The organism is Leeuwenhoekiella sp. A2 (genome assembly GCF_047946655.1).
Taxonomy (GTDB): Bacteria; Bacteroidota; Bacteroidia; order Flavobacteriales; family Flavobacteriaceae; genus Leeuwenhoekiella.
In genome coordinates this window covers 494,314-511,678 of sequence record NZ_CP172311.1, presented here as the reverse complement: position 1 = coordinate 511,678, position 17,365 = coordinate 494,314, and the positions used below count along the sequence as shown (strand labels likewise).

At 38.7% G+C, this 17,365-nt stretch carries 14 protein-coding genes; 11 read left to right on the top strand and 3 right to left on the bottom strand.

Annotated features, from left to right (window positions below; translation table 11 throughout):
- The first annotated feature begins 114 nt into the window (after window positions 1–114).
- The 4 genes from ACH3PA_RS02255 to ACH3PA_RS02240 all read left to right on the top strand — a co-directional run bounded on the left by ACH3PA_RS02255 (window position 115) and on the right by ACH3PA_RS02240 (window position 3,348).
- Complete coding sequence (locus ACH3PA_RS02255; protein WP_416440923.1) at window positions 115–345, top strand: hypothetical protein; 231 nt, start codon at window positions 115–117, stop codon at window positions 343–345.
- Window positions 346–909, top strand: a complete 564-nt coding sequence (locus tag ACH3PA_RS02250) for a phosphatase PAP2 family protein (protein ID WP_416440925.1) — start codon at window positions 346–348, stop codon at window positions 907–909.
- A 12-nt stretch (window positions 910–921) separates the two neighbouring features.
- Window positions 922–1,866, top strand: a complete 945-nt coding sequence (locus ACH3PA_RS02245; RefSeq protein WP_416440927.1) for an NAD-dependent epimerase/dehydratase family protein — start codon at window positions 922–924, stop codon at window positions 1,864–1,866.
- Between the two features lie 129 nt (window positions 1,867–1,995).
- Window positions 1,996–3,348 carry a Gfo/Idh/MocA family protein gene (locus ACH3PA_RS02240; RefSeq protein ID WP_416448404.1) on the top strand — a complete coding sequence of 451 codons (1,353 nt, stop codon included), beginning with the start codon at window positions 1,996–1,998 and terminating at the stop codon, window positions 3,346–3,348.
- On the opposite strand, the gene meaB is transcribed toward ACH3PA_RS02240, so the two are convergent.
- Window positions 3,345–4,376: a methylmalonyl Co-A mutase-associated GTPase MeaB gene (gene meaB / locus ACH3PA_RS02235; protein ID WP_416440931.1), complete on the bottom strand. Its 1,032-nt coding sequence runs from the start codon at window positions 4,374–4,376 to the stop codon at window positions 3,345–3,347. The genes ACH3PA_RS02240 and meaB overlap by 4 nt on opposite strands.
- A 127-nt stretch (window positions 4,377–4,503) precedes the next feature.
- On the opposite strand from meaB, the gene ACH3PA_RS02230 reads away from it, so the two are divergent.
- From ACH3PA_RS02230 to ACH3PA_RS02205, 6 genes are all read left to right on the top strand, one after another.
- A complete protein-coding gene (locus tag ACH3PA_RS02230; protein ID WP_416440933.1) occupies window positions 4,504–4,947 on the top strand; it encodes an organic hydroperoxide resistance protein in 444 nt (147 codons plus the stop codon).
- A gap of 172 nt (window positions 4,948–5,119) precedes the next feature.
- On the top strand, window positions 5,120–5,665 hold the full coding sequence (locus ACH3PA_RS02225) for an RNA polymerase sigma factor (protein WP_416440935.1): 546 nt from the start codon (window positions 5,120–5,122) through the stop codon (window positions 5,663–5,665).
- Window positions 5,649–6,242: a hypothetical protein gene (locus ACH3PA_RS02220; protein WP_416440937.1), complete on the top strand. Its 594-nt coding sequence runs from the start codon at window positions 5,649–5,651 to the stop codon at window positions 6,240–6,242. The genes ACH3PA_RS02225 and ACH3PA_RS02220 overlap by 17 nt, the downstream gene beginning before the upstream one ends.
- A 6-nt stretch (window positions 6,243–6,248) precedes the next feature.
- Window positions 6,249–7,976: a hypothetical protein gene (locus tag ACH3PA_RS02215; protein ID WP_416440939.1), complete on the top strand. Its 1,728-nt coding sequence runs from the start codon at window positions 6,249–6,251 to the stop codon at window positions 7,974–7,976.
- Window positions 7,977–7,995: 19 nt separating this feature from the next.
- Window positions 7,996–8,682 (top strand): peptidoglycan DD-metalloendopeptidase family protein, encoded by a 687-nt coding sequence (locus ACH3PA_RS02210; protein ID WP_416440941.1) that lies wholly within the window; start codon window positions 7,996–7,998, stop codon window positions 8,680–8,682.
- Window positions 8,683–8,832: 150 nt separating this feature from the next.
- The gene (locus ACH3PA_RS02205; RefSeq protein WP_416440943.1) at window positions 8,833–11,166 is read left to right on the top strand and encodes a hypothetical protein; all 2,334 of its coding nucleotides are present in this window, start codon (window positions 8,833–8,835) and stop codon (window positions 11,164–11,166) included.
- Here ACH3PA_RS02205 and ACH3PA_RS02200 read toward each other — a convergent pair.
- Both ACH3PA_RS02200 and ACH3PA_RS02195 read right to left on the bottom strand, forming a co-directional pair.
- On the bottom strand, window positions 11,163–13,187 hold the full coding sequence (locus ACH3PA_RS02200) for a S9 family peptidase (RefSeq protein ID WP_416440945.1): 2,025 nt from the start codon (window positions 13,185–13,187) through the stop codon (window positions 11,163–11,165). The genes ACH3PA_RS02205 and ACH3PA_RS02200 overlap by 4 nt on opposite strands.
- 21 nt (window positions 13,188–13,208) lie before the next feature.
- Window positions 13,209–15,914 (bottom strand): prolyl oligopeptidase family serine peptidase, encoded by a 2,706-nt coding sequence (locus ACH3PA_RS02195; protein WP_416440947.1) that lies wholly within the window; start codon window positions 15,912–15,914, stop codon window positions 13,209–13,211.
- Window positions 15,915–16,167: 253 nt separating this feature from the next.
- On the opposite strand from ACH3PA_RS02195, the gene ACH3PA_RS02190 reads away from it, so the two are divergent.
- Window positions 16,168–17,343, top strand: a complete 1,176-nt coding sequence (locus ACH3PA_RS02190; RefSeq protein ID WP_416440949.1) for a PQQ-dependent sugar dehydrogenase — start codon at window positions 16,168–16,170, stop codon at window positions 17,341–17,343.
- The last annotated feature ends 22 nt before the right edge of the window (window positions 17,344–17,365 follow it).

The following is a 17,365-nucleotide window of genomic DNA, read 5'->3' as shown; positions in this document are numbered from 1 at the left end:
AAGGTGAGTCGTTAACCTGAGATTAATGTATTTCATCTTTAAAATAAAAACGTTTGCGTATCGTTGTAGAGACTTTATAAAAGCACTTACCTTTGGGTGCTTAAATTTATAAGTATGGAACTACCTAAATTTCTTCTTGGTGATAACACAGATTATTCTGATGGTATTTTTGTTATTCACACAGACTTTCCGCGTTTTATTATCAATCTTACAAATGACGAAGTAGAATGGCTTGAAGATTTTGATAAGAACGATGAGGAAGAACTTGCTTCAGAAGCAGAAGGTTTAATTCAGGCAGCAACAGACTTCTACGATAGAGAAGTAGCTCGCTATGAAGAAGAGTAAATGGAGTCTTTACGAGATATAGATCAACAACTTTTCCTGTTTTTAAACAACCTTGGTACTGAAACCTGGGATCCCTTTTGGATTATAATTACCGGCAAGTGGTATTCTATACCACTTTATGCTATTTTATTATTCCTGATTTATAGGAAGTTTGGACCGAAAAACACCCTTATTATCCTGGTTTTTGTTGCAGCACTTATCGCCAGCACAGATCAACTCGCTAACGTTTTTAAACACGGTTTTCAACGATTGCGACCTTGTGGTGAACCTGCGGTGATGAATAAAGCAAGATTCATTGCAGCGAGATGCGGTCATTTCGGTTATTTTTCTGCTCATGCTGCCAGCTCAATGGGGCTCGCCATTTTTGTAGGTTTGTTACTGAAGTCGACTTATAAATATCTCATCTTTGCACTTTTGTTTTGGTCTGTATTAATAGGCTATAGCCGCATTTATGTGGGTGTACATTATCCTGGTGATGTACTTTCGGGAATGATAATAGGAGGCTTGCTGGGATATCTTTTTTACCTGATCTACAGGTATGTATTAAAACGGTTTACACATTAAGATTATAGAATTATGAAAGCTTTAGTTACAGGTGCAGCAGGATTTATAGGATCACATTGCGCCGAACGCTTAAAAAAATTAGGTCATGAAGTTGTGGGTATAGATAATTTTTCTCCCTATTACAGCGAAGATCTAAAACATAAAAACGCTAAAGATTTAAAAGCAGGTGGCATACCAATAGTACGAGTAGATCTGCGTAAACCTGCTGATTTTTCCCATCTCGATACAGATTTCAACTATATCTTTCATTTTGCTGCACAACCCGGTATTTCGGCTTCATCAAGTTTTGAAGATTATTTGATGAACAACCTTGTGGCCACAAAAAATCTAATAGATTTTGCGATAGATTGTAAAGATTTAAAGCTTTTCGTAAATATATCTACTTCTTCAATTTATGGTATACGAGCAACTTTAACCGAAGAAGAAGCACCAGAACCTGCATCTTTTTATGGGGTTACTAAACTGGCTGCAGAACAACTTGTGCTTTCAAAAACCCGTGAAAATAAGCTAAATACCTGCTCTCTAAGGTTATTTTCTGTTTATGGACCAAGAGAAAGACCAGAGAAATTATATTCAAAACTTATAGGTTGTGGTTTCTTTCATCAGGAATTCCCCTTATATACAGGTAGCGGTGAGCATGTGCGCAGTTTCACTTACGTGGAAGACATTATAGATGGTGTTGTAAGCGTAATTGGCAAGGAGGAAGAGGTAAGAGGTGAAGTTTTTAATCTGGGTACAGAACATGAGCACACCACTGCAGAGGGAATCGAGATCGTTGAAGATATTCTCAATACTAAGATCATCAAGAAAGATACTCCCAGAAGACAAGGGGAGCAATTACTTACTAAGGCCAATATTGCCAAGGCAAGAAGAGTGCTGGGTTATGATCCTAAAACAACATTAAAGGAAGGACTTCAAAAGCAAATTGACTGGTATCGTAAAGAGTTTGTAGAGTAAATGTGCGCATACCGGCTGAGTAATATTATAAGTGAGTCTTGTAATTTGATTTTGATTATAAAGTAAATTGAGCATCTTAATAAGAAAAATGGTTATCTTAATATCCTTTTAACCAACCATTTTACTTTTATGAAAGATCAAAATTCGCGGCGTAAATTTATTCAGCATTCCACTTTAGCCGCTGCAGGATTAACTATTACAAATAATCTTATAGCAAAACCATTTTCAACTTTTACAGCCGATTTATCATCTGCAGAAACCATTAATTTTGGTCTTATAGGCTGCAACGGTATGGGTTTTACAGATCTGCGTGCGCATCTTAAATTACCTAATGTAAATTGTGTAGCACTCGCAGATGTAGATCAACGTGTGCTTGATAAGCGTTCTGCTGAGGTTAATGAGCTTACTGGTAAAACTCCCGAAACATATACAGATTACCGCAAGCTTCTTGATAATAAAGATGTAGATGCTGTTATTATAGGCACTCCAGACCATTGGCATTGTTTAATTTTAATAGATGCCTGCAAAGCTGGTAAACACGTGTATGTAGAAAAGCCATTAGGCAACAGCGTAGAAGAGTGCAACCTAATGGCAGCGGCAGTAAAAAAATACGATAGTATAGTTCAGGTAGGGCAGTGGCAGCGTAGTGGCGGTCATTATGGCAATGCGATTAGATTTGTACAATCAGGTAAATTAGGTAAGATAAGACTGGTTAAATGCTGGGCGTATCAAGGCTGGATGAAACCCTTATCTCCTAAACCAGACACAACTGCACCAGAAGGCGTTGATTATACGATGTGGCTTGGCCCGGCACCAGAAAGACCGTTTAATGAAAACCGATTTCACTTTAATTTCAGGTGGTTTTGGGATTATGCAGGCGGTTTAATGACAGACTGGGGTGTGCATGAAATTGACATTGCTTTGTTTGCCATGAAAGCAACGGCGCCTAAATCTATTCTCGCTTCCGGCGGAAAATTTGCTTATCCTAATGATCCTTCAGAGACACCAGATACGTTACAAACCGTTTTTGAATATGATGACTTTAACCTTTTGTGGGAACACGCTACGGGCATCGACGGCGGTAATTACGGACGCACAGAAGGAATCGCCTTTATAGGTAATAAAGGCACACTTGTACTCAATCGTGGCGGCTGGGAAGTGATTCCGGAAACTGAAGAGTTAGATGGTAAGAGCATTGACAAGGTAGAACGCATGCCACTGCAAAAGGCAACAGGAGATGCAATAGGCAATCATGCACAAAGTTTTGTAGATGCTATTCGCAGCAGTGATAAATCTAAACTTAACTGCCCAATAGAAGCTGGCAGAATTGCAGCAGTAAATGCTCACATGGGGAATATCGCCTTTAAAACAGGAAGAAAAATATATTGGGATGAAGCTAAAAGTGAGTTTAAGGATGATAAAGAGGCAAACAAACTCTTAAGGGCAAATTATAATAACGGATGGAAATTACCGGTTGTTTAACGCAATTTCAGCAACTGCTGAGCCGCCTGAAAAGGGGTAAGTTCTCCGGCTGATATTTGGCCTAAAACCACCGATAATTGCTCCTTTATGGCAGGTTTTTCATAAAATTCGTCTTTAAGGGCGTTTTCAATTGTACTTTTTAACCAATAGCTATTTTGATGCGTACGATTCTCTTCAAAATAGTTGTTGGTTTTTGTTTGTTTAAAATACTGGTCAATTATAGACCAAACTTCTTGTATACCATCATTATTCAGCGCGCTGCATGTCTTTACCGGGGGTTGCCAGTTACTTTTTTTAGGTGGATAGAGGTGTAACGCTTTGGCGAAAGCATTCTTTGCCAATTTTGAGGCCTTTATATTTTCGCCATCGGCTTTATTAATAATTATGGCATCTGCCATTTCCACAATTCCGCGTTTAATACCCTGAAGTTCGTCACCGGCTCCGGCAAGTTTTAAGAGCAAAAAGAAATCTGTCATGGCATGAACGGCAACCTCGTTTTGACCCACACCCACCGTTTCTACAAGAATTGTATCATAACCGGCAGCTTCACATAATATGATAGATTCTCTGGTCTTACGCGCTACGCCACCCAAAGAATCTCCTGAAGCTGATGGTCTTATAAATGCATTCTTAGTAGTTGATAACGTACTCATCCTTGTTTTATCTCCCAGAATACTGCCGTGCGTAACGCTGCTGCTGGGGTCAATTGCAAGAACTGCCACTTTTTTACCTTGCTCAATAAGATGAATTCCTAAAGCTTCAATAAATGTGCTTTTGCCTACGCCGGGAACACCTGTTATACCTATCCTAACCGATTTGTTTGCAAAAGGGAGACATTCCCTCAGAATATGTTGAGCAATCTCCTGATGTGTTTTAGCTGTACTCTCGATTAAGGTAATGCATTTGCTTAAGGCGGTTACATTGCCCTGCAGTAAACCAGAAATAAGAGCCGAAGCATCTAAGGCTTGTTTTCGTTTTAAAACAATATTCTTAGCTTCTGCTGTATTTATATGTTTGTGGTTGCTCATTGTATCACCTCAATTAGAAGTAGACCAAAGGTAATCGATTTGTTTTTTATGAATTTTTTAAGAGGGGCATGGCGATGACTTCTTTGAGTATTGGTATCTTAGGCATGAATAATAGAAAAATAATATTATGAAAGCTTTGTATTCAGCGAAAGCGACGGCCCAGGGTGGTAGAGATTCAAGTGTAAAAACCGAAGATGGTACTATAGATTTTGATCTTAGTATTCCTAAAGGATTAGGAGGATCTGGCGGTAAGGGTGCAAACCCAGAGCAATTCTTTGCAGCCGGTTATAGTGCCTGCTATGGCAGCGCTCTGGCTCATGTAGCACGAGAACATAAAATAGATCTGGGCGATTATACCGTAACAGCAACAGTAAAAATAGGCAAGAATGAAGATGATATGTTTCAGCTTGAGGTGATACTTGACTCATACTTACCCACAGTTGATACAGAAACAGGTGAGATGCTGGTAAATGAGGCTCATGAGGTGTGCCCTTATTCAAGAGCTACACAAGATAATATAGACGTTACATTAAATCTTCTTCTAGACAGTGACGATGATGAGGAAGAATAAATCGTAAAGTATTTATATACAATACTAAAGCCCGCTGTTAAGCGGGCTTTTTCTTTTTAAGAAAGCCCAGTTTAAATTTTACTACATTTCAAAAAAAATATTAATAGAATTTGCAACATGTGAATTCTCTCATCGTCTTTAGAGAGAATTAGCAACTAACCATCATACCATTTTGTTACTCACTGATATCATTGAAAGATGCAAGCAGAACGACCGCCGGGCGCAGCTGCAGCTGTATCGTAAGTACTGCGACGGCATGTACTACGTAGCCTATAGGTTTTTAAGAGATTCATTTGAAGCTGAAGAAGCGATGCAGGAAGCTTTTATAAAAGCATTTGCAAAATTGCATCAGTATAATGGTGAAGTAACATTTGGTGCATGGCTTAAGCGTATCGTGATCAATAAAAGTATCGATATGCTTAAAGCCAAAAAACTAGAACTGGTTGCTATTAATGAGCAGGTTCTGGGCAAAGTTGATGAATTTAATGATTGGTCTGTAGACGATACTATCACTATAGATCATATTAAAGAAGCTATTGACGATCTGCCGGAGCGCTACAGATATGCCGTGATGTTATTTCTGGTAGAAGGGTACGATCACCAGGAAATATCTGAGATACTTGATATAACAGAAGTAGCATCAAGAACTCTAGTACACAGAGGAAAGAAAAAATTACAGGAAAAGTTAAAACAACAATATCATGGCACAGGATATTAGAGATCTTATGAAAAGAGATTTGGGTCTGCCTAAAGAAAGTCTTAGAGCCGGTCACGAGAGTCGGTTTGAGGCAAGGCTAAATAGAGAATTTGGTATGGTGGCTAAGCGTAAATCGTCGGGCATGTACCTGTGGTTAAAAATTGCCGCTGTACTAATAGTGGTAGTTGCAATAGGAGGTTTTCTACTTAGTAATCCATTGAAACAGGATGATGCTCCTGCAGTGACAACAGCAGTCCCAAAGACAGATGATGAGGGTGTTCTGCTAAGCGACCGCTCGCCTAAATTTAAGGAGATAGAAGATTATTATCTGGCAAGTATAAATGTAGAGCTGGCACAGTTAAAAGTTACAGATGATAACAAAGCGCTGGTAGATTCATTTATGGCGCAGCTGGAAGAGCTCAATACAGAGTACAAACGCTTAAATAAAGATCTTGTAGATGTAGGGGTGAATGAAGAAACTGTTTCAGCCTTGATAGATAATCTAAAACTCAGACTAGATCTATTATTCAAATTAAAAGAAAAATTAACCGAATTGAAAACCTTTCGCTCTGGCGAAACAGAACCTAATACGATTTAAAAAGGGATGAAAAATTATAGCAAAATATATACGATCATTCTGGTAATGACTGTTTTTATGATGCCAAAAAGTTGGGCTCAAAAAACTACCGAGAAACTTAAGGAGCGTTTTAATACAAACCAGGATGTAAATATTAATGTAGATACTCAGTATGCAGATATTGTATTTGAGAACTGGAATAAAGATAATGTAGAAGTAGAAGCTGTTATTGAGACAGATGGTTTATCTCAGGATGATATAGATCGTCTTATGAGAGACTGGAAGATAAGTGTGCAGGGTAATAGTAAAATAATACGCATCAATTCTCTGGGCGGTACCGCCGGTTCTAATATTGCTTTAGGTGATATACCTGCAAGTGGTCTTGATGATATTATAGCTTCTTCTATGCAGATAGTGGGACCAATTATGAAGAATATGGTAACCCCAATGATTGAGAGCTTCGCTGGCACGCAATTGCCGCCAGAATATTACAGAGGCATGAGCAACATTGAGTTTGATTATGATGCTTATAAACGAGATGGAGAGAAATATCTAAAAGAGTATGAGCGCAAGGTAGAGTCGCACTTTGGTGATGATTTTGATACTGCAATGGCAAAATGGGAGAAAGAGAATGAGGGCAAAATGAAGCATTGGGAAAGTACTAATATAGGTTCAGGTTTTCTGGGCATGCCGCCATCACCGTTTGGTCGTAATCTAAGTTTTGATTCTGATGCTTATGAAAAGGACAAAAAAGGATATGTCGCTAAATTAAATTCAAAATATAAAACCAATGCTTCGGTTAAAGATGTAGATAAATGGCTTGACAATATGGAAGCGTGGGGAGAAGATTTTGGTAAAGGTATGGAAGCTTGGGGTGAGCAATTTGGTGAGGTGTTTGGTAAGAATATGGAAGCCTGGGGTGAAAATTTTGGCAAAGCCATGGAGAAAGATATGCAGGCGTGGGGTAATAACTTTGGTAAAAGTATGGAAGCCTGGGGGGAGAATTTTGGTAAACAAATGGAAGAAATGGCAGAGCGAAATGACGGTAACTTTCAGCGTAGCACCAGCCGCGATGCAAATGGTAATGTGAGCACTCGTATGAGCTACAGTTATGATTCTTCAAAGAATAACAACAGGAACAGATCAACTTCTAATAAGGTTAGACGTAAGATCATTGTACGTATGCCTAATGATGCTAAACTTGATCTCAATGTGAGACATGGCAACATTAAAATAGGTGATGCCAATAATGCTCGTGTTAATCTTTCACATGGTGATTTTATAGCTTCTACAATAGATGGCGATCAAACTTACATCAATGTTTCTTACAGCCCCGTGGCAGTAACAGACTGGAATTATGGTACTTTAAAAACCAGTTATGTGAAGAAATGTGTTATCGCTAAAGCGAAAAGTATAAATGTAGACAGCCGCTCAAGTAATGTTATAATTAATGAGCTGGAAGACTCTGGTGTGATTGTGGGCACCTTTGGTGAACTTTCTATACCAAAGGTAGGGCGAGACTTTAAAACGCTCAACATTAGCCTTGAGAACAGCGATCTTGTATTGAGATTACCAGATAGCGCATTTCACTTTACTTACAATGGTACGCGCAGTAATTTAAATTATCCTTCTAAGCTTGATGCCAAAGTGATGAACAGCTACGATAGCAAAATGGTGAACGGTTTTTACAAATCAAGAAATACAGATAGCTCAATTGCTATTTCGGCTAAATTCAGTGATGTTTTGGTAAACTGATTTTAGTATTTTTAACGCCATGCAACACACAGAAATTAGTGCTCAATTGGCGTCATTGACTAAAGGATTTACTCCAGTGATAGGTGGTTTTACTCAAGAAGACTACATATCACTGGATTTATCTGTTAATAATACCGATTTTAAGCACTTTAATGCCGATTCTTCTCAGTCTATAGGAGATTTTATCAAGCAATATCTTTCTAAAAAAGGTACTAAGATCGCGTATGGCGGTTATAATGAGAAGCGAGATATTTACAATCGCAGTACTCATTTTACCACTACAGATGCAGCTAGCCAGCGCAATATCCATCTGGGAGTTGATATTTGGGCAGATGCGGGAACACCAGTTCTAACCCCGGTTTCAGGAAAAGTGCATAGTTTTAAAGATAATACTAATCATGGCGATTATGGCCCGTGTATAATTTTAGAACACACTACTCCACAACTCACTTTTTATACGTTGTATGGTCATTTATCGCGAGAATCTCTTATCCACCTCAAAGAAGGCCAAACTTTTAAAGCTGGAGCAGAAATAGCCACTTTAGGAAAACCATTTGAAAATGGAGATTATTCACCACATTTACATTTTCAGGTAATTTGTGATATGCAGGGCAAAACCGGCGACTATCCGGGTGTAAGTAGTAAAAATGATCTCAATTTTTATCTTGAGAATTGCCCAAATCCTAATTTACTGCTTAAAATATAGTAACAAAATCTCAATTTTTAGACTAACCGTACAGCAATTCTTGACTGCTATTTCTATTTGTCTAAAGCAGATATATCTAGTTAATGTATTTATTATAAGTAATTTATGTATATTTAAAGTTGAGTTTGTTATCATTCAACTACGTGAGCGATGGCAGAAATTTTACATACAATTAGTGAAAAGTATTTCCCTTTTAAAACTGAATATGACCTTAGGCCGGTATTAGATTATTGGCGTTCTTCTCATATTTTAGAAAATGAAGCTTTAGATAATTTAGAAGAGTATTTAGAACACAATGATTTTCTTCTGGAACCCAATTATAATGGCCAGGAGTGGGCAGAGCACAATTCGTTCTTAGAATCACTTTTTCAGCCCTTTTTCGCATTTAGCAAATTAGACAATTCTGTAGTAGCCATCACCCGCCCCTTTCTGTATAAAGAATATCTTCTGGCCACGCCTGCTTATAAAGAACTGCTAACGGGTAGCACTAAAAAAGAAAATGATGCATTTAGTGATTTTGGCGAAAGCAATATTCAGCTTATCTACGCCTATAAAATTATTTTAAAAAGGATCTATAACATTGATCTACAGGTCGATTTCCCTATAATTGTTCCGCTTTTTGATATTGCAAATAACTTGTGGCGCTATTTTAAAGTTGCTCTTAATAATGAAATGATTCAGGTTAAGACCAATAAAAAATTAGCATTAAATGAGCATAAACTTCAAAAATTACTTGATAAACCTTTTGATGAAAAAGCTTGGGCTAAGTTACTGCCGCCGGCAAATTTCACGTTCTCCGGCGTTTCTGTAGTCACCTTACTAGAAGTAACTATTGAAGAATCTACTAACAGGATAAGGCGTTTACTGCTCAATACAAATTATGCAAATGGCTCTGCCTGGCTAGAATCACTACAGCAGGAAATGCGTAATCTCTTTAAGCTGCCTCAACTGCGCGTGGGTATTGGGACTTTAATGGCAAACGGAGCAATCAACTTTGTATCGTCAAGACCATTGTGGAATAGCCTTCTAATTAGCCAGATCTATAAATATATACAGAACTGGAAAGAGAATTCCTTTTACACACAACTCCTTAAAAAAGGAAAAACGATCATTATTGAAGACCTCAAAGACAGGACAAAAGAGACGACGTATTTAAACCAGTCTCTTATAGATCTGGGATATCGTAATTTATTGATCACACCGCTTTTTAAAGATGATAAAATAATAGGTATTCTAGAGCTGGCCTGCCCTATTCCTGGTGCGATAAATGGCCTTTCTATGCTGAAAATCAACCAAATTAAGCCGATTTTTGTAAGTGCGATTCAGCGGCATCTTGAAGAATTTGAAAACAGGGTAGAAACTGTGATGCTTGAGCAATACACGGCAATTCATCCTACAATACGCTGGAAGTTTAGAGAAGCTGCCATACAAATTTTGGAAAAAGGCAGAAATGCCGAAAATGAAGCAATCGTTTTTGAGAATTTGCATCCGTTTTACGGTTCGCTTGATATACGCAATTCTTCTAACCGTCGCAATCATGCGGTTTTACGAGACCTATATGATAATCTCGAGTTTTGCAGTTCGCTTTTGCGAAAGACACATCAGGTGCTCTCACTTTCTATCCTTGGCGAGCTGGTTTATGAGCTGGAGCAGCAACTTGAGCTTTTAAGACAGGATTATACTAAAGGTGACGAGACTGAACTGGTAGATTTTATTCGGAAAAAGCTCAATCCCATTATAGATCTTCTTAATAATCAATATCCTCAAATACGCGACGATATTGAGGATTATAAGGCGAAAATATGCCCTGATTCAGGGATTTTTACCAAGCACAGATTGGCGTATGACCAGCAGTTGCTAAACGTAAATCAATGTATTGTAGATTGCCTGGAAGAGGAAGAGAACACCTTACAGCAACTTTTACCCTGCCTTTTTGAAAAATATCAAACTGATGGTGTAGAGTATAATATTTATTTAGGTGCATCGCTTTCGCAGAAAAATACTTTTGATAAACTTCATATCGACAATCTTCGCTTACGCCAGTTAATATGGACGTGCAAGATCGTGCGAAGAATTACTCAAATAGAAAATACAAATTGTATAGATCAACATAATGAGAATAGTTTTCAAAATCTTGAAATAGCACCGGTCATCCTGGCTTACGGTACGCCGGTCACTTTAAAATTTAGAAGGGAAGAGAAGAAGCTTGATGTTGATGGTTCTTACAATGTGCGTTATGAAATACTAAAGAAGCGCATAGATAAATCATATATTTTAAATTCTCATGAGCGCTTATCTCAGCCCGGCCATATAGCAGTTGTTTATATGCATGATGAAGAGGAGAGTGCTTATAGCAGGCATCTAAATTATTTGGCCTTTCAGGGATTAATAGAATTAGATTGGGTAACCTTAGATCTGGAAGCCCTCCCGGGAGTGGAAGGGCTTAAAGCTATGCGGGCCAAAGTAAAGCTTGATGTTGTTTAATCTTTATACTTATCAAACCAGGTAAGCACAGCACTTATTTTAGCTAAAAGATTACTGGGTCTGTTTGCGATACCGTGACCAGAACCGGGAATTCTTACCATCGCGCTTTCTACTTTTTGTAATTTAAGAGCAGCATAAAATTGTTCAGATTCTGCTATTGGCGTTCTATAATCTTCTTCCCCTACCAGAAGCATTGTGGGAGTTGTGACATTGCCAACATACGACAACGGACTCCTTTTTAAATAATTCTCAGGATCTTCCCAGGGTTTGTTGGGGAACCAGTATTTGTAGAAATACGCAGGATTGTCAGAATACAATACAAAGCTGTACCAGTTAATCACCGGCTTGGCAACCACCGCTGCTTTAAAACGATCAGTATGACCTACGATCCAGGCTGTGAGTACCCCGCCACCGCTACCACCGGTAACAAATAAATTTTCAGTATCTATAAAACCTTTGGCTATAGCCGCATCAACGCCAGACATCAAATCTTCGTAGTCATGGTTGGGATAATCATGATTGATAAGATTACCAAATTCTTCACCATAACCTGTACTACCTCGCGGATTTGTATAAAGCACCACATATCCTTTAGCTGCATACATTTGTATTTCGGCAGAAAAAACCGAAGCGTAGCTTGCAAAAGGCCCGCCGTGAATTTCTAAAATAAACGGATATTTTTTAGAAGGGTCAAAATCTGGCGGAGTCACTAGCCAGCCTTGTATTTCTCGGTCATCATAAGATGATTTCCAGCGCATTTCCTGTACATCTCCTAAATTGCGGAAACTGAATAGATCTTCGTTGAGGTTTGTAAGTCGGTTAGTTTTATTTCGCGAAAGCGTAGCCAGATCTGCAGGATGTTCTGTGCCACCTAATGTGAAAGCCAATGTGCCATCATTAGAAACGCTATAAGCTGCTGCTGTGTAGGGACGACCAAGCGATAAACCGCCAAGGCCGGTTGCGAGAGTATCAACTTTTCCGTCAAGGGAGATATGACCTATTTTCGTTTCACCGGTGTCATCGTACAAAAAGTAAAGACCTTTGCCTTTTTCATCCCAGAAAATATCGCCAATATCACGGTCAAAATCGGTAGAAGTGGGCTTAATATCGCCCCCGGAAGTATTCATAGTAAACAAATGCGTCACCTGATATCCCTGGTATTTATCTTCAAAACCGGTGTACGCTATCATAGAGCCATCAGGAGAAAGAACCGGGTTACTGTCCGGGCCAATATTATTGGTCAGGGCGGCGATTTTTCCGGTTGCAAGGGTGATTTTATAGATCTCGCTATTTAAAGGTTCGTACTCATGTTCTTCATGCAAATTAGCAGAGAAATAAAGGGATTTACCATCTTTAGACCAAACGGGAGCGCCATAATCGTTATCATCTGTAGTTATCTGCATGGGCGTACCGCCGTCTGTAGATAGAACGAATAATTGCTCGTTTCCACTTTTTAAATAACCTTCCCCATCACCGCGGTATTTCATTTTGTCTATGTAGATAGGAGGGCTGTTCCACTTTGCGCCTTCCGGTTTTCCCGATAATTGTATAGGCGAAGAAGTAGATTTTGGAACAAACATATTAAAAGCCAGATAACTGTCGTCGTAAGACCAGGCAACAGAGCCTGGCGTTTGAGGTGAGTTTGTAAGTGCAGCATATTCCTTTGTGTCAAGCCACATGAGGTACAGTTTCATCTTATCATCTGCCAAATTAGATTTAAAAACGATCCTGCTGCCGTCATGAGACCAAACTGGTGACACATCATTATGATTACCTGTCGTAAGCGGGCGGTTATGCGACCCATCAGTATTGATGATCCAGAGATTAGACAGGTTGCGATCTGTCATAATATCTTTAAAATTACGCACATAAATAACCTGCTTGCCGTCTGGCGAAATTTGAGGGTCTGAAACAAATTCCATACTGAATATATCTGCCAGTTCCAGATTAGTCTTAACCTGAGCAAAAGCACTTTGAACAAGCGTTAAAAACAGAAAACTTATAAAGATTGATTTTTTCATATATGGAATTTTAGTTGGTTATTATTTAGCTTCTTTAATGACTCTAAAGCCTACATGATCACTTGACTTTAAGCTGTCGTCATTGTCATCATAAAAATCATAGGCACTGTAGCCATAAATGCCGTCATCTGCATATTCTGCAACGTTACCGCCCAGGTCAAAAATAGCCGCTTCTTCTACTTTGGTACTTTTAAAACTACCTACTTCTGCAAGAAGAGAGCCTTTTACTTCTTTCGCTTTTTCAAGAAGTTGAGATACATCTTCTTTTACAAGATCATAACCTGCCCAGTGGTTGAGGTTATTCTCATTTTTAGCATTTTTACGCGCTTTTTTCTGTAAATCCTTGGCTTCTTTTGTGTTTGGTAATCTATAGGAATCCCCTGTTTTTGTAGACAACCATTCTGTATACGCTTTCGCGGAAGCTTTATCTGTCTCTACAGGATAATTCTCATGTCCCGCAGGGAATGAAAAATCGGGTCTAAAAGCCAAAAATTGGGCATTTGTGACCTCAAATCGGCCAAGAGAGATCGAGTCTTTCTTGAGTAAAAGAGTTTCCGGAATAAGCGTTTCTTTTACTATTTCGCCATACAAACCATCAACTTTTTTGGCCTCGTCTAATTTAATGGCTTCAGCCAGCGGACTATCTTCTTTAAACGCTTCATTCTTAGTTGAGGGTTTATTGAGCAGGTACTTTTCTATCCACGCTATTTCCTCATTCATTTTACGCAGCTGGTGCGTAATCTTGCCTAAACCATGTGGCTGACCGGGAAACCAAAGAAATTTTACAGGAGCCTGAGCAACCTGTTGCAGACCGCGGTAATATTCCCATCCCTGATCGCGAGGCACTGCTCTGTCTTCACTTCCGTGGAAAATAATAGTGGGTGTTTTTATTTTTTCGATCTCAAACAGAGGAGATTTTATAATGTAATTCTCATTGTAGATCTTACCGTTAGTATCATCCCAAGGCGCGCCGCCAAAATAGCCTTCATCAAAACTCACCCCAAAACGACAAGTTCCAAAATCTGAAGTCCAGTTTACATCACCCGCACCGGGAGCAGCGACTTTAAACATATCAGGATAACGCACAGTGAGCATTGTGGTTAAGATCGCTCCGTTAGACCAACCCATTGTTCCCAGTTGGTCAGGATCTACTTTTCCCTGCTCTTCAAGAACTTTGATACCTTTTGTGATATCCTCCATTTCCGGGTCATAGTAATTCTGCTTTATGCTTTCAACATATGATAATCCGTGATTTGATGAGCCGTGATAGTTGGGTTTTAGAATGAACATTCCTTTTTGAGCCAGGAGATTTGGGTACGTGCTCCAGCGCTCAGACCAGGTATCGAGATCCATACTAGAAGGACCACCATGAATAGACAGCATGAGCGGGTATTTCTTTCCTTCTTCATAATTTTCAGGATAGTATAAAATACCGGTCACTTCTTCGTCATGCCAGCCTTTCCAGGTGATGACTTCGCTTTTTGTGATCGATTTTTTCTTCAGGTTTTTATTGAGTTCTACAAGTTCTTCTTCATTACTAAAGCGGGAACCTTTAAGATCTGCCACATAAGTCGTGGGCAATTTTGAAGCGGTAGAGTAGGTGTAAACTACTTTGGTACCATCTTGAGAAACAGTTTCTATTGAAGTATGATCGTTCTTTTCGCCCAGATCAATATCAGATTTTGACCAGCTATCTCCCTTTTTCTTGTAATATGCCAGGCGCATTGTAGCTCTGTTTGCCAGCGAAACGATCACATCATTACCTAAGAGATCAAAACCACGACCTGCACCAAGTTCCCAATCAAGAGGTACTTTTTTATAACTATTGTCTGCTAAATTGTAGAAATATAATTCTTCAATACCGGCACCGTTCCATTTGGGGTCAGATGCTTTGCTTGACATAAAATAGAAACCACTGTTATCTGGTGTAAATTTTATGGAATAAACCGGAAAATCAAGATCTGTAATTATCTGCTTAGTAGTGCCGGTTTCCAGGTTTTTAAGGTAATAAAATGGGTCTTTCTGCGCATCTGTCGCATAACTTAAACTGCGTTGCATGTTGTAAAAAAGCCATTTACCATCGCGCGAAACCTCAAAAGAAGAAATAGATTTTTCATTGTTGGTCAGGCGAGAAACAGACTTTTCTTTGAGATCGTACGCATAAATATGATTAGGTGTCCAGTGCAGAGAATCTTCAATCACCTGCACATCATCTTTATTTTCTTCGGCTTCAGCTTCATAAAGCGTTTTACCATCATTTGAAAGAAAAAGCAGCGTGTTGTCATCTTTTAACTGAATAGAAGAAATCCCGTTTTTAAATTCATGAACTTCCTGCGCCTCGCCGCCGTAAATACTGAGTTTCCAAAGTTTTTTGCCTTTGTCTCTCGACGAAAGAAAATAGATGTTTTCTCCGTCTTTAGAGAAAAGCGGACTATAATCATTGTCATCACCATTAGTTAAATGTACGGTTCTGAATTTTCCGTCTTTTTTTGAGTTTAAAAGCGTGAGATAAATGTCTGAAACAAACTTATCTTTCTCTTTAACGCCTTTTCTTTTAGTCCATGCCACCATCGAATTATCTGGAGAGAATGAAGCACTGCTTAGAGATTCTGTATCGACAATATCTTCGGGAGTCCAACGGGTAGGATCATTTTTTTCGCCCTGAGCATAGTTTTGAAAAGTAGAGCAGTAAAGTAGAATGCAGGTAATTCGTATTAATTTAAGCATATAGATTTCTATAAATTTTTAGTTCGCCGCTTTAAAATTAATGCTTAGCCATAAAACAAATGGGAATTATAGGTATGCGAATTCTTTAAAAAACATCAGTCTATTTTAACGTTCTGTCATTTATGATAATTAAATCAATAAATAATGAAATTAACTCATCTGCTATTTCCCATTTTCTTTTAACCATCTGTTAACTGCTTAAAGCATTTAGAAATTATAATTTTTGAAATAAAACCAACAAAATCAAACTACTATGAAAAAAATTATAATTTGCTTATCTCTTTTGGCGGGATGGCTCACGAGCGCCCAGAGCGTTGAAACAAAGAAAGCTGTCATTACAGATACCATTTCGGGACATATTTATAAACCTCAACAAGTTGATGCAACAGATGAACTCATCAATCAGCTCAAAATGCCATCTGGTTTTAAAATCTCAAAATTTGCCGAAAACCTGGGTGAGGCCAGAATGATGGCAGCAAGTGATGATGGTGTAGTTTACCTAACTGTAAGACCAGACAAGGTGCTTATGCTTCAGGATACTAATAATGATGGTAAAGCAGATAAGCAACAAACCGTAATCCCAAAAGAGGGCGCTCATGGTCTTGCTATTAATAATGACACGCTGTATTTGATAACGGTTAATGATGTTTTTAAAGGCGCAATTAATGATGACGGTACAATAGGTGAACTAGAGCAAATAGTTAAAGATCTACCAGACGGCGGGCAGCATCCTAATCGTACGCTGGCTTTTGGTCCAGACGGGATGCTTTATATTTCTGTAGGAAGTACCTGTAATGCCTGTAAAGAGACACGTGATGAGAACGCCACATTTGTAAGAGTTACTCCAGATGGAAGTAAAAGAACTATTTATGCAAAAGGTTTAAGGAACACAATAGGTTATGACTGGAATGAAAATGGAGAACTTTATGCTATGGACCATGGTATAGACTGGCTGGGTGATGATGAGCAAAAAGAAGAACTTAATCTTATTGCTGAAGGAAATGATTATGGCTGGCCATATATCTATGCTGATGGTAAATACAACAAGGGCGATGAGCCGCCTAAAATGACATGGGCAGAATATGCCGAAAAGACTACTAAACCTGTTATGTTGTTTGAAGCACATAGTGCGCCCATGAATATGAAATTTTACAAAGGAGATATGTTTCCTGATGAGTTTAAGGGAAGCGCTTTAATCACTTTTCACGGCTCCTGGAACAGAGCAGAGCCTTCAGGTTATAATATTATGAAACTTAATTTTGAAAATGGAAAACCCTCAGGTTCTGAAGATTTCATCAGCGGATTTGTAACTGATGATGGAACAAAGAAATTTGGTCGCCCGGTAGGTCTTATAGAACTACAGGATGGTTCCATTTTATTTTCAGATGATATGAACGGAATAATTTATCGGGTTTCCTACAATGAGTAAAATCGGGTAAAAAGCATTAAAA